The following is a 12,801-nucleotide window of genomic DNA, read 5'->3' as shown; positions in this document are numbered from 1 at the left end:
GGGGTACGCAGAAAATAACAGGGCCGGGGAGGTGATTGAATGAGAATCTATATCATAATAATTATTAACTATAATTTTAGCGGCAGGTATCTGCGGTATGTTACCGGGAGTAACTATCTGCCGGGAGATGTTTCCGGTGCGGGTTTTTCTGGCCCGGGAGGGCGGCAAAAACAGGTTTTTTATTGCGGCTATTCATGTTGTGTAAACTGTTTGACGTTGTATTCATTCGGTTTCGCGGTATCATTCGGAATGATTATTATTATATTTTGTCGCGGGTGGTCCAGAGCAGGCTGACTGCCAGGCTTTACAGGTTTACCGCCGTAATCCCGATACGGTGAATGAATAAGCCGCACAAAACAATGTCGTTAGTTCCGGAACGTGGAAATAGGATTAATGAGTACAGTGACAGAATCTGTTACCCGTGAACGTGGGGGTATCGGTGCCGAATATCGGAAACTGATCCGTAAACGTGTCGTGTTATTGTTGGTTTTAGTCATGGCAATCTGCTGCAGTGTCATCCTCGACTTTACTATCGGACCGGCGCACTTTGACCTGATGACGCTGTTACGTGCACTGGTACATCCTGCCGGTGTCGATGCGGCGACCCGGGTGATCGTCTGGGATATCCGTCTGCCTTTCACCCTGATGGCCGTGGTGGTTGGTTTTGCCCTGGGAATGGCAGGAAGTGAGATGCAGACCATCCTCAATAACCCGCTGGCCAGTCCTTTTACGCTGGGCGTTTCCTCCGCCGCCTCGTTCGGGGCTGCACTGGCACTGGTGCTGGGGGTGGGTATTCCCGGGATCCCAGGCACCTGGCTGGTGACCGGAAATGCGTTTATTTTTGCCATTCTGACAGCATTTATTCTGAATCTGGTCAGCCGCCGCACAGTGAATACACGCACTACCGTGGTGCTGTTCGGGATTGCCCTGGTGTTTACCTTTAATGCGCTGGTCGCCATGATGCAATTTATCGCCAGTGAAGATACCCTGCAATCGCTGGTCTTCTGGACCATGGGTAGCCTGGGACGCGCTTCCTGGCCGAAACTGGGGATCCTGGCTGCAGCCATAGTGATATTGCTTCCCTGGGCCCTGAAGAGTGCCTGGCAACTGACCGCGCTACGTCTGGGTGAAGACAGGGCGGCCAGTTTTGGTATTGATGTTGCCCGTCTGCGGATGTCGTCATTGATCCGCATCAGCCTGGCGTCTGCGCTGGCGGTGGCCTTTGTCGGACCTATCGGCTTTATCGGCCTGGTGGCACCGCATATCGCCCGGCAACTGGTCGGCGAGGATCACCGTTTTTATCTGCCCGCCAGTGGTCTGATTGGTGCCCTGGTGTTATCCCTGGCCTCCGTGGTATCGAAAAATATTGTCCCCGGCGTCATTATCCCGATCGGTATTATCACCTCGCTGGTGGGCGTGCCTTTCTTTATCGTTATCATTCTGCGTCACCGGGGGAACTTATGAGTGATTCCCTCAGTATCAAGGGGTTAACTACCGGTTATCGCCGGCATCCGGTGATCAGTGAGATGTCACTGGCCGCCATTCCCCGGGGTAAGGTGACGGTATTACTGGGGCCGAATGGCTGTGGTAAGTCTACTTTGCTGCGCGCCCTGGCCGGTTTAAACCGGGCGCAGGGTGAGATCTGGCTGGATAATCAAAATATCAACCGGTTATCCCTGGCAGAACGCGGCGAAAAAGTCGTCTATCTGCCGCAGAGCCTGCCCTCCGGAGTCCATTTGCAGGTCCTGGAATCTGTGCTGGTATCGGCCAGAGCCACGGGCCAGCAGGGGGCGGATGTCTCGCCGGAACGTATCCTGCAGTTACTGGATCAGGTCGGGATTGCGTCGCTGGCACTCAGATATATGGATGAGTTATCCGGCGGCCAGAAACAGATGGTCGGGCTGGCCCAGTCACTGGTGCGTAATCCGTCCCTGCTGTTACTCGATGAGCCGCTCAGCGCCCTGGATCTCAATTATCAGTACCATGTGATGAGTCTGGTCAGTAAAGAGACCCGGGCGCGTAATATGGTTACGGTGGTTGTTCTGCATGATATTAATATTGCCCTGCGTCACAGTGATCATGTGGTGATGATGAAGTCCGGACGGATTGTGGCCAGCGGTGCGCCGGCGGAGGTGATTACCCCGGAAAGCCTGGCCGAGGTCTATGGTGTTCGCGGGCGCATCGAATTGTGTTCTCAGGGGGTGCCCCAGGTGCATATCGATGGCCTGGTCAGCGGCGGCCTGTAATCGTTATTGCGGATAGCCGCCGGCTATCCGCCTTCAGGACTCACTCTCAATTCTTTTCCTGTCTGACTCTGTGTTATCTCCTCCTGAATTGTTCCCTTCACTTTAAGCACACCGGATGGCTGGCCTGTTTGTCGCTGCCGGGCAGGAGGGGGGGCCATTTCCTGTGTCCGTGCCACCCGGATGTCTCTCTGGCGGGCCTGAATCTCTCTGCCGCCGGACACCTCAGCAAGAGCAGATGGCACATAAATTGCTTATTTCACGGGGATAATGACAATAATGACGGAGAGTGCCATGAGCGTTGATACTTCTGAGTTAGCCGGGGTTGCGGGGGCGGCCACCCACGAAAAGTGGAAGCAACTGGGCTACGGACTGCTGTGTATGGCAGCGATTTCCAGCCCGCAGTATGTCTGGACGTTGCTGACCAAACCCATGATGGCGCAATTTTCGGTCGGGCTGCCTGAGTTGCAGGTGACTTTCTCGCTGCTGATCATCTTACAGACTTTCTTTTCCCCTTTTCAGGGCAAGCTGATCGACTATTTTGGTGCCAGACGGCTGATTGCGCTCGGTACTCTGTTATCCGGATTAAGCTGGGTATTGAGTGCGCAGGTGCATCAACTGGCTATGCTCTATCTGGTCTACGGAGGGCTGGGCGGCCTGGGGACCGGCATTGTCTATGTGGGTGTCGTTGGCCTGGTGGTGCAGTGGTTTCCGTCGCAACGGGGGTTTGCGGCCGGTATTGTTGCGGCAGGCTACGGGATGGGGGCGATTGTCACAACGTTTCCCGTCTCGCATCTGCTGGATACCCGGGGGCTTAATTTTACCCTGACCGTGTTTGGCCTGATGTTTGCTGTGGTCGGTTTTCTGGCCAGTCAGGGCCTGAAACATCCGCCGGCCAGCGGTAGCACCGAAGCCGCACACCCCGCCGTGCAAGGGCAGAAACAGTTTACGGCGCCGGAAATGCTGCGCCAGCCGCTTTTCTGGCTGATGTTCTGCATGATGACGTTTATGGCGACGTCCGGCCTGATGGTGACCTCGCAGATGGCCATCTTCTCCCGTGATTTCGGTGTCAGTCAGGTCGTTGTTTTCGGGATGGCAGCACTGCCCCTCGCACTGACCCTCGACAGGTTTACCAATGGTCTGACCCGTCCGCTGTTTGGCTTTATTTCTGATAAATTTGGCCGGGAACAAACGATGTTTATCGCCTTTGCGCTTGAGGCGGTGGCAATGACGCTCTGGCTGCTCTGCCGGCAGGATGCTGTGCTGTTTGTGTTACTCTCCGGCGTGGTTTTTCTGGGCTGGGGAGAAATCTTTTCCCTGTTCCCGGCGACGCTGACGGATACTTTCGGCACCCGACATAGCACGACGAATTATGGCTGCCTGTATATGTCTCAGGGGATTGGTTCTGTCGCAGGGGGGCCACTGGCCGCCTTACTTCATCAGCATACCCATAGCTGGTTGCCGGTTTTCGGGAGTGCGATAGCTCTGGATATCATCACCGCATTCCTGGCGTTGCTGGTATTGCGGCCCGTCCGTCAGCGTTTTCTCCGCCGGCATCAGGGGTAGCCTGGCCGGCGGCAGGGTCAACGTTACACAGAGGCGGTCTGTAAACGATGTAATGCAGCAATATCGGCTGGCGTGGTGCGACAGCAACCGCCGATCACCCGGGCGCCGGCCTCCCGCCATGCCGGCAGATAATCACTCAACGTCGCACAGCCATGAGGCGGATGATGCCAGGTCTTACTGACCGGGTCATAGTGTTCACCGGAATTCGGATACACCACCAGCGGCAGTGGCGTCAGGGCATGCAGATGGCGTAGGGCGTCGGTCGTATTCTCCAGTGCAATGCAGTTGATACCGATGGCGACGATGCGGGGATAGGCTTCGATAAAGGCGACCACCTCACTCAGGGGCGTGCCGTCACTCAGATGCTGCGCATCTTTCAGGGTAAACGAGAACCAGGCGGTGGTACGCGGATACTCGTTCAGCAGCTCTGCCAGTGCCCGGATTTCGTCAAAAGAGGGCAGCGTTTCACAGGCCAGCAGATCCGCCCCGGCTTCGATCAATGCGGCAATACGCGGCCGGTGGAAGTCCTGATATTGCCGGAGGCTGCACTGGTAATCTCCGCGGTATTCCGAACCGTCAGCCAGATAGGCCCCGTAAGGGCCGACAGACCCGGCGACCAGCAACGGCCCGGCCTGCGGGTGCTCAGATAAATAGCGGTGACGGGCATTAGCCGCCAGGGTCACACTCAGACGCATCAGTGCCTGCGCATCTATCGCGGAGATATTCCGGGCGGCAAATCCGGGAAGACTGGCCTGATAGCTCGCCGTAATCGCACAGCGGGCGCCCGCCTGAAAATAATCGTAATGCACCTGTTCTATCAGTTGCGGGTTTTCCTGCAGGACTTTGGCCGACCACAGGCTGTCTGCCAGCTGACAGCCACGGTGTTCCAGTTCCGTAGCCATCGCGCCGTCGAGCAGTAAAAAAGGCTGCTCACGGAGCACTGAGGATAAAGGATCATTGGGTCGCATGTTACTGCTCCTGAGGCTGAGTGACGTTAGCGCGACTCAGCTTGCGGGTAATAAAATAAGCCAGATAGCAAAGGGCGACAAAAGGAATGCCGCACCATAATGCTATACGCTGGTCAGGGTCAAAGGCCAGACCTGCACAGGCGACCAGGCATAAAATAAAACCCAGCACCGGTACGACAGGATACCAGGGGGCACGATAGCGCAAATCGCTCAGCGATTTACCCTGCTGCAGATGACGGCGGCGGAAAACATAGTGCGAGGCACAGATACTCAGCCAGACGGCGACGACGGCGAAACCGGAGATTGCGGACAAGGCCACAAAAACAGTATCCGGCGCGATAACACTGGAAGCCAGCGCCAGGATCCCGCCGAGCATACTGACCGACAGCGCCGTTAAAGGAACTCCCCGTTTTGTCACCCGGGCAAAGCACTGCGGCAGTGTATTCTGATTTGCCAGTGACCATAACATCCTGCCGGAAGCATACAGGCCGGAATTGGCGGCCGAAAGAATAGCGGTCAGGATCACCAGATTAAAGAACCCTGCGGCATAGGGAATACCGACTTTTTCGAACACCAGGACAAAGGGACTCTTTTCGACGCCGGCCTGCTGCATAGGGATCAGGGCCGCCAGCACAAACACGGTGCCGATAAAGAAAATAATCAGTCGTACCACGGTCGTGCGGATAGCTATCGGGATCACTTTATGCGGGGATTCGGTTTCCCCGGCCGCAATACCAATCAGTTCGGTTCCGGAAAAGGCGAAGTTAACCGCGACCATCGTCATCAGGATCGGCAGTCCGCCATGCGGGAACCAGCCCTGAGACGTGATGTTATGCAGGCCGGGGGCCGGCGTTCCGTCATGCATCGGTAGCAGTCCGGTCATGGCGGCGACGCCCAGGATCAGGAACAGTACGATAGTGAAGACTTTGAGCAGAGAGAACCAGAATTCACTTTCGGCAAAAAAGCGGGTAGAGACCACATTCAGGACGAAAATCAGCACACAGAAGACCAGGCACCAAATCCAGACCGGGATCTGCGGAAACCAGTACTGCATACAGAAACCGGCCGCCGTAAAGCTGGAGCCGAGGGCGACCGTCCAGGTCAGCCAGTAGAGCCAGGCCACCGTATAGCCGGTGGCAGGGCCGAGATAGCGATTGGCATAGACATGAAATGCGCCGGTTTCCGGCATGGCGACCGACAGTTCCCCTAAACATTGCATGACCAGCCAGACCACCAGCGCACCGATAAGATAAGCGAGGAGTGTGCCTGCCGCGCCTGTGGTAGAGATAATGTAGCCGGTATTAAAAAATAACCCGGTCCCGATCACTCCGCCCAGTGACAACATCACCAGGTGGCGGGCTTTCATGGTGCGCTTCAGAGGCGCGGGGGTGGAGGGTGTCTGCATATAGCCTTCTGAATGGTTAGATGTCTAAAGTGAGATGGGCGAAGTTATACCGGCATCTGCCCTGAAATGCAAAAAATCAGACGCTGCTGTCAGGGAATACGGGCCGGAAAAGAGAGGGAATAATGGCTGACCGGCGGCTGAATCTTGCCGGATAAAATGAATGCTTCGCTTTCTTGCGGAGTGAGGGCGACGTCGCAGTCAGAGCCGTGCCAGGGAGGTAATGACCAGAGGGTACCGGTGGCCGACTGAGACTGTCCGGAGACATTCCCGGCGCGCCGTTCTCGCCCCGATAGCGATCCCCGTCGCCGCGATTTTTATGCTTCCGGGGTATTAATCCGGCTTTTTTATCAACTAACAGGCGACCCGCACGGTGAGACTTGTATAATGCCTGGCCAGAAGTAGTTAAACAGGCAGTTACCGGGAGACCGGTCCGATGATTTCAGGAAATTAATACCATGATGCACAATGACGTTTTGCGTAGTGTTCGCTATATGCTCGACCTTCGTGATGAAAAAATGCTGGAAATTCTTATTTCCGGAGGGGCAGAAGTCAGCCTGCAGGAAATGAGTGGCTATCTGACCAAAGAAGGTGAGCCGGGCTACCTGGCATGTAACGATAAGATCATGGCACATTTTCTGAATGGCCTGATCTTCTACCGCCGTGGTCGTGACCCGCGCTATCCTGCCCCTGAAGTGGAGAAGCGTGTGACCAATAATGTCATGCTGAAAAAATTACGCGTGGCGTTTGAGCTGAAAACTGAAGATTTACATGACATTCTGAAATCTGTGGATTTTGCGATGTCAGAAAATGAGCTGAGTGCCTTTTTCCGTAAAGAAGGGCATAAAAATTATCGCGAGTGCGGGGATCAGGTACTGCGTTATATCCTGAAAGGCCTGGCCGAACGGGTTCGAAAAGCGAAAAAATAATAATGGTTCCCCCGTCGGTGTCAGGCGGGGGAATATTCCCGGGGCTACAGCCTGTCCAGTCCCAGTTTTACCGCGGTACCCAGGGTCGGTGCGAGCGGTAAGCGGCTGTTCAGTGTCAGCTGCCATGCGTGGTAGATATCGGGTTTCCCGGACCAGACCACGGAAGAGGGTTTGTTTTCGGCATCCAGTTCGTGCCACCAGCTACCGTTTTTCTGATCGATCAGATAATTGGCAATATAATCCCACAATGTGCGATACCAGCGCTCATAGGTCAGGTCACCGGTACGCTTCAGCAGACTGGCGGCGGTAGAACAGCTTTCCGCCACGGTCCAGTGAAGACGGTTGTGGGTCACGGGTTTCTTGTCCCAGTCATGGGTATACACCAGTCCTGGCTGACCATCCACATACCAGCCGTATCTGAGGCCGGTTTCAAATAAGCCTTTTGAATCTGTCAGTAACCAGTCCGGTGTGTGTTCATTATTCCGCAACAGTGCCGCTTCCAGGTGCAGCAACAGACGAGCCCACTCACAGGCATGCCCCGGGGTGATACCGTATGGGCGGAAGTCATCGGTCGGTTTATCTTTGTTGTAGTCGTGCCATTCCTGCCAGTTTTCGTCGAAATGTTCGGCCAGCAGGTAGTGGTTATCTTTGGCATGTTTATGAATGATATGGGTAACAATAGACAGTGCCCGCTGGCGCCATTTACTTTCACCGGTGACATCGGAAAGCTGCACAAACATCTCGGTGGCGTGCATATTACTGTTGCCCCCGCGATAAGCCTCCGGGTCCTTCCAGTCGCGGGCAAAACTTTCCTGCAACCTGCCTTCTTTATCTGACCAGAAACGGTTATCCATAATGTCTTTAGCTTCATCCAGAAGCTCCTGCGCGCCTTCGATATTGGCTAATGTGGCACTTAATGCCGCAAGGGTAACGAAGACATGCAGGTAGGCTTGTTTACGCCCGTCAGGGGTTTGCTCCGGGATCCCGTCCAGCCAGCCGCCGAACTCTTTATCACGCAGCACACCACGTAATGCATCGATGCCCCATTTGGCCAGATCTCCGGCCCCCGGTTCGCCCTGCAGGGAGGCGATGGAAAAACAGTGAGTCATCCTGGCGGTGAGCATGCTCTCCGGTTGCGCATCCGCAGGCAGATTGCCATGGATATCCAGCGCACCGAACCCGCCCTTAGGATGTTTTGAATTGCGGTAAAACGCCATCAGGCGACGGCTCTCTTTTTCCAGCCAGTCATGGTGATAAGGCATGCTCAGCCAGCTGTCAGTTAATTGTTTAAATAACATAGTATCCTCTGTATTCAGGGCGTCAGACCGCCGCCGGCAGGCTGCGGCAGTCCTTATAAAAACAACGTTATTCGATGCGCAGGCAGCCGTGGGACTGCGCTGCGCTGACAGGGGGGGGACGGTTTAGGGTTTAGCCGCCGACCATGATACCGCCGTTAGGGTGCAGTACCTGGCCACTGATAAAGGAAGAATCAAGGCTTGCCAGGAATACATAGACCGGGCCAAGCTCAGAAGGCTGACCGGCACGGCCCATCGGGGTTTCATGGCCAAAATCTTCCAGCAGATCCTTGTTATAGTCACCGAGCGTCGCGGGTTGCAGCGGGGTCCAGACCGGGCCGGGGGCCACAGCATTCACACGGATACCCTTCGCGACAATCTGGTTTGACAACGCGCGGGTGAAACTGACAATCGCCCCTTTAGTGGCGGTATAATCCAGCAGCATTTCCGGGCCAACATAGGCATTGACTGATGTGGTGTTGATGATGCTGTCATCTTCCTGCAGGTGTGGCAGAGCCGCTTTGGTGAGGAAGAAGACTGAGTGAATATTCACATCAAACGTATCCAGCCATTTTTCGTCACTCAGGGTGGTAATATCTTCGTTCGGATACTGAGTCCCTGCGTTGTTCACCAGAATGTTCAGTTTACCGAACTCTTTGACCACGCTGTCGACCAGCTGACGGCAGTTTTCCGCTTTACGCAGATCGACCGGATAAGTCACACATTTACGGCCTTCCTTTTCCGCCAGTTGCTGTGCAATTTTTGCATCCTGCGCTTCTTCTTCACTATCCGGTAAATAGGTCAGGGCAATGTCCGCGCCTTCGCGGGCAAAATGCTGCACAACCGAACGTCCTATACCGCTGTCACCCCCGGTGACCAGGGCAACTTTACCCGCCAGCTTTCCGCTGCCTTTATAATCATCCCGTATAAAGACCGCTGCAGGCTCCAGTTTTTCATCGCTGCCGGGCAGAGTTTGTGACTGAGCATGGATAGTTATCTTCTGAACCATATTTCCCTCCGGTTATGTTAATCGAACGGTTAACAAAACGGCATTCCGAAGCCTGATGCCGCAGAAGTTTGTTAACCGTACTCGTTAAACTTCAGAACGATTTAAGTATAGAAGGCGATACCCGATTGTCGAATAACCAGCAGAAACCACTGTGATGTCGCCAGAAAGGCAGAATATTTATCCGGGAACTCCGGGTTAATGGTTGGTTATCTTATTGTTTTAAATTGTGTTTGCGGTGTTATTTTAGCCGGGGGAGTGCCCTGTAGCCCGCCAGGTTTATCCGCGGATAAGCCAGAGGCGGGAATGATCTTTCACCGATGGTAGCGTCCGGACGATAAATAATATATCCGGAAACAACTTTACCCGGCAAAGCCATTCCCCGGACTGACCGGAGTCAAGGGTTTTCGACAGGGGAGCCACGGTATTCCGGGGGATCACTCTTGTTATGCAGAGCGCCTGCAGGAATGGCCGGCGGCTCTGTTACTTTTCGGAGCCAGCATTCCTGGCGGGAATGCTGGCCGGTATGAAGGACCCGTCATTATCATGGACCCCCCGGGGGATCAGCCGCGCCGGAGAGAGAAATCGTCGCAGCACTCCCGGGGTCTGTCTCAAAAACAAGTTTTATCCACACTGACCCCCGGCCGTGGCGAACCCACTGGCTACCGAAGGCGGCTAATCGCGCTGTCGCATCGTCTTGTCTTTGGCTGGCATCAGCCTGTCCTGATCCGACCTTATCAGACTCACCATTCAGAGTGATACTACAGGCCGATACTGCTAACCGGATGATGACTGACGGGAGATAGTGATGAAAAGTGCGTTACTGGTGATTGATGTTCAGGACTCTTTTTTACACCGCGATGAGTGGTCAGACGACGATTTTCCGGCATTTTCTGCCAGCCTCTGCCGGCTGATTTCAGGCTGTGAGAGACTGGGGATCCCTGTCGTGGATATCTTTCATGTCAGCGAAGGGGTGTTTGCCCCGGACTCCGGTTATGTGAAACGAATGTCCTTTTTAACTCATACCGCTGCAAAAACGGTACAAAAGCACGTTCATAGTGCTTTAGCCGCCGCTTCTTTATCTGACTGGCTCACAGAGGAAGCCATCGACCGGCTGATTATCTGTGGAATGCGGACAGAGCAATGTTGCGAAACCACGGCCAGAGCCGCGCGCGATTCGGGATTTGACGTACAGTTTATCAGTGAAGCTACGCTAACCTTTGCTATGCAATGGCAGGGCCAGGCGTATACTGCTGATGAAATCAGGCAGCACACCGGTATGGTACTGAACGGGCGCTTTGCCGATGTCCTGACGGTAGAGGAATGCCTGCAACGGCAGGGACTGTGCTGAAATAATATTCGCCATTACGATAAGGTATTGCCTGTGACAATCCCGGTCTGGTTTTTAACGTTGCCCGGAGTGATGACGCTCGATATGGCCGGACCCGCTGAAACACTCCGGCTGGCGGGCCCGGATGTCGGGTTATATTACACGGGGCCTGAGGCGACGGTGTTCAGCTCAACCCGGATGACTCTTGGCAATATTCTCCCCCTGCCGGAATGTCTGCCCTCCGGCAGCATCCTGATCGTTCCCGGGCTCGAAAATTCGCAGCACCAGCTGACGTTGCCTGCGGCGACGGAGGCCTGTCTCTGGTTGCGACGTCAGCGGGCCGCAATCCAGCGCAGGGAAATAATGCTGGTCTGTATTTGCGCCGGGGCCTTACTGGCTGCCCGCGCCGGTTTACTGGACGGGGTTCTGTGTACCACTCATCATCAGCTACAGTCGCGGCTGAGAGAAAGCGCCCCTGCCGCACGTGTGCTGGATAACCGTATTTTTGTGGAAGATGGCGGCATCTGGACCAGTGCAGGGATCACCACAGGAATTGATCTCGCTCTGCATCTGGTTAACCGGTTATTCGGTCCGCAGAAGGCTCTGGACATCGCCCGTGAAATGGTGGTGTGGTTTCGTCGTTCCGGTAATGATCCGCAGTTGTCCCCCTGGTTACGCTATCGTAATCATCTGCACTCGGCGATCCATCGGGCCCAGGATCTTATCAGCCAGCACCCGGAGCAGCACTGGTCTCTGATGCAACTGGCGCAACGGGCCCATGTCAGCGGTCGTCACCTGACACGCTTGTTTCGCCAGCATCTTGGGGTCACCGTGCATACCTATCAGCAACAGTTACAGGTCGCGGTGGCAGAACAGCGCATTCAGCAAGGGGAAGGTATTGAGAAAGCCGCACTGGCCGCGGGATTTTCATCGGCCCGTCATTTCCGGCGTACGGCGTTACGCCTTAGCGCAGATAACGCCGGATAGCGTCGTCCCCGGAGGGCCGTGGGAGCCGTTGGCGCGCAGAGCGGTGACGAGGCAATTCAGCGCGGGACCTGCCTTGCGCTGATTTCCGGCTGCACATCTGCCGGTCAAAGGGTATACTACGACCCACTTTTTTTCATCCGGCCAAATAGTGTGCGAACTCAACATGCAAAAGTTTGATACCAAGACCTTTCAGGGCCTGATCCTGACCTTGCAGGATTACTGGGCGCAACAAGGCTGCACCATTGTTCAGCCTCTGGATATGGAAGTCGGTGCGGGTACCTCGCATCCTATGACCTGTCTGCGTGCTCTGGGGCCAGAACCCATTGCGACGGCATATGTGCAGCCTTCACGTCGTCCGACGGACGGACGTTACGGCGAGAACCCTAACCGTCTGCAACACTACTATCAGTTCCAGGTGATGATTAAACCATCTCCGGAAAATATGCAGGAACTGTACCTCGGCTCGTTACAGGCCCTGGGTATTGACCCTGGCGTGCACGATATCCGCTTTGTGGAAGATAACTGGGAAAACCCGACTCTGGGTGCCTGGGGACTGGGCTGGGAAGTGTGGCTGAACGGTATGGAAGTGACGCAGTTCACCTATTTCCAGCAGGTCGGTGGTCTTGAGTGTAAACCGGTCACCGGAGAAATTACCTACGGTCTGGAACGTCTGGCGATGTACATTCAGGGTGTCGACAGTGTCTACGACCTGGTATGGAGTGATGGCGCGCTCGGTAAAACGACCTACGGTGATGTGTTCCACCAGAATGAAGTGGAGCAGTCGACCTATAACTTTGAGTACGCCGATGTGCCTTTCCTGTTCAGTTGCTTTGAGCAGTATGAGAAAGAAGCTCAGACCTTACTGGCACTGGAAAAACCGCTTCCTCTGCCGGCCTATGAACGTATTCTGAAAGCTGCGCACAGTTTTAATCTGCTGGATGCACGTAAAGCCATCTCTGTCACAGAGCGTCAGCGTTATATCCTGCGCATCCGTACCCTGACCAAAGCCGTAGCTGAGGCCTATTATGCTTCCCGTGAAGCCCTGGGCTTCCCGATGTGCAATAACAATAAATAA

11 protein-coding genes are annotated in these 12,801 nt (G+C 54.9%); 7 read left to right on the top strand and 4 right to left on the bottom strand.

Translation table 11 applies throughout. The features are described from left to right. The first annotated feature begins 393 nt into the window (after nucleotides 1–393). From ABD035_RS07670 to oxlT, 3 genes are all read left to right on the top strand, one after another. A complete protein-coding gene (locus ABD035_RS07670; RefSeq protein WP_212714900.1) occupies nucleotides 394–1,464 on the top strand; it encodes a FecCD family ABC transporter permease in 1,071 nt (356 codons plus the stop codon). Continuing rightward, nucleotides 1,461–2,246, top strand: a complete 786-nt coding sequence (locus ABD035_RS07665; RefSeq protein WP_212714901.1) for an ABC transporter ATP-binding protein — start codon at nucleotides 1,461–1,463, stop codon at nucleotides 2,244–2,246. Before ABD035_RS07670 ends, ABD035_RS07665 begins: the two co-directional genes overlap by 4 nt. 291 nt (nucleotides 2,247–2,537) lie before the next feature. Beyond that, the gene (oxlT, locus tag ABD035_RS07660; protein ID WP_343869049.1) at nucleotides 2,538–3,809 is read left to right on the top strand and encodes an oxalate/formate MFS antiporter; all 1,272 of its coding nucleotides are present in this window, start codon (nucleotides 2,538–2,540) and stop codon (nucleotides 3,807–3,809) included. Nucleotides 3,810–3,832: 23 nt separating this feature from the next. Here oxlT and mmuM read toward each other — a convergent pair whose 3' ends face one another. Together mmuM and mmuP are read right to left on the bottom strand one after the other, a co-directional pair. Next, a complete protein-coding gene (gene mmuM, locus ABD035_RS07655; RefSeq protein ID WP_343869047.1) occupies nucleotides 3,833–4,777 on the bottom strand; it encodes a homocysteine S-methyltransferase in 945 nt (314 codons plus the stop codon). A gap of 1 nt (nucleotide 4,778) precedes the next feature. Beyond that, on the bottom strand, nucleotides 4,779–6,182 hold the full coding sequence (gene mmuP, locus ABD035_RS07650; protein ID WP_343869045.1) for an S-methylmethionine permease: 1,404 nt from the start codon (nucleotides 6,180–6,182) through the stop codon (nucleotides 4,779–4,781). 455 nt (nucleotides 6,183–6,637) lie between these two features. On the opposite strand from mmuP, the gene ABD035_RS07645 reads away from it, so the two are divergent. Further along, entirely contained in the window at nucleotides 6,638–7,108 is a 471-nt protein-coding gene (locus ABD035_RS07645) for a YehS family protein (protein ID WP_212714905.1), read from the top strand. Nucleotides 7,109–7,152: 44 nt separating this feature from the next. Here the strand turns inward: ABD035_RS07645 and ABD035_RS07640 are convergent, their stop codons facing one another. Further along, the gene (locus ABD035_RS07640) at nucleotides 7,153–8,406 is read right to left on the bottom strand and encodes a D-mannose isomerase (RefSeq protein ID WP_343869042.1); all 1,254 of its coding nucleotides are present in this window, start codon (nucleotides 8,404–8,406) and stop codon (nucleotides 7,153–7,155) included. Nucleotides 8,407–8,536: 130 nt separating this feature from the next. After that, the gene (locus tag ABD035_RS07635) at nucleotides 8,537–9,412 is read right to left on the bottom strand and encodes an SDR family oxidoreductase (RefSeq protein ID WP_212714907.1); all 876 of its coding nucleotides are present in this window, start codon (nucleotides 9,410–9,412) and stop codon (nucleotides 8,537–8,539) included. Between the two features lie 802 nt (nucleotides 9,413–10,214). Between ABD035_RS07635 and ABD035_RS07630 the strand changes: the two genes are divergently transcribed. The 3 genes from ABD035_RS07630 (at nucleotide 10,215) to glyQ (ending at nucleotide 12,801) form a co-directional block, all read left to right on the top strand. Further along, nucleotides 10,215–10,760, top strand: a complete 546-nt coding sequence (locus ABD035_RS07630) for an isochorismatase family protein (protein ID WP_212714908.1) — start codon at nucleotides 10,215–10,217, stop codon at nucleotides 10,758–10,760. A 33-nt stretch (nucleotides 10,761–10,793) separates the two neighbouring features. After that, the gene (locus ABD035_RS07625; RefSeq protein WP_343869038.1) at nucleotides 10,794–11,726 is read left to right on the top strand and encodes a GlxA family transcriptional regulator; all 933 of its coding nucleotides are present in this window, start codon (nucleotides 10,794–10,796) and stop codon (nucleotides 11,724–11,726) included. 163 nt (nucleotides 11,727–11,889) lie between these two features. Further along, nucleotides 11,890–12,801 carry a glycine--tRNA ligase subunit alpha gene (glyQ, locus tag ABD035_RS07620; RefSeq protein ID WP_025904129.1) on the top strand — a complete coding sequence of 304 codons (912 nt, stop codon included), beginning with the start codon at nucleotides 11,890–11,892 and terminating at the stop codon, nucleotides 12,799–12,801.

This window comes from Tatumella terrea (assembly GCF_039523755.1).
Taxonomy (GTDB): Bacteria; Pseudomonadota; Gammaproteobacteria; order Enterobacterales; family Enterobacteriaceae; genus Tatumella; species Tatumella terrea.
Note: the sequence above shows the minus strand (reverse complement) of the source record. Positions and strands in the feature narration are given on the sequence as shown.

Coding starts and splice junctions, on each gene's coding strand:
- oxlT (WP_343869049.1), top strand. CDS start 2,538: ATGAGCGTTGATACTTCTGAGTTAGCCGGGGTTGCGGGGGCGGCCACC.
- glyQ (WP_025904129.1), top strand. CDS start 11,890: ATGCAAAAGTTTGATACCAAGACCTTTCAGGGCCTGATCCTGACCTTG.
- ABD035_RS07635 (WP_212714907.1), bottom strand. CDS start 9,412: ATGGTTCAGAAGATAACTATCCATGCTCAGTCACAAACTCTGCCCGGC.
- ABD035_RS07665 (WP_212714901.1), top strand. CDS start 1,461: ATGAGTGATTCCCTCAGTATCAAGGGGTTAACTACCGGTTATCGCCGG.
- ABD035_RS07670 (WP_212714900.1), top strand. CDS start 394: ATGAGTACAGTGACAGAATCTGTTACCCGTGAACGTGGGGGTATCGGT.
- ABD035_RS07645 (WP_212714905.1), top strand. CDS start 6,638: ATGATGCACAATGACGTTTTGCGTAGTGTTCGCTATATGCTCGACCTT.
- mmuP (WP_343869045.1), bottom strand. CDS start 6,182: ATGCAGACACCCTCCACCCCCGCGCCTCTGAAGCGCACCATGAAAGCC.
- mmuM (WP_343869047.1), bottom strand. CDS start 4,777: ATGCGACCCAATGATCCTTTATCCTCAGTGCTCCGTGAGCAGCCTTTT.
- ABD035_RS07640 (WP_343869042.1), bottom strand. CDS start 8,406: ATGTTATTTAAACAATTAACTGACAGCTGGCTGAGCATGCCTTATCAC.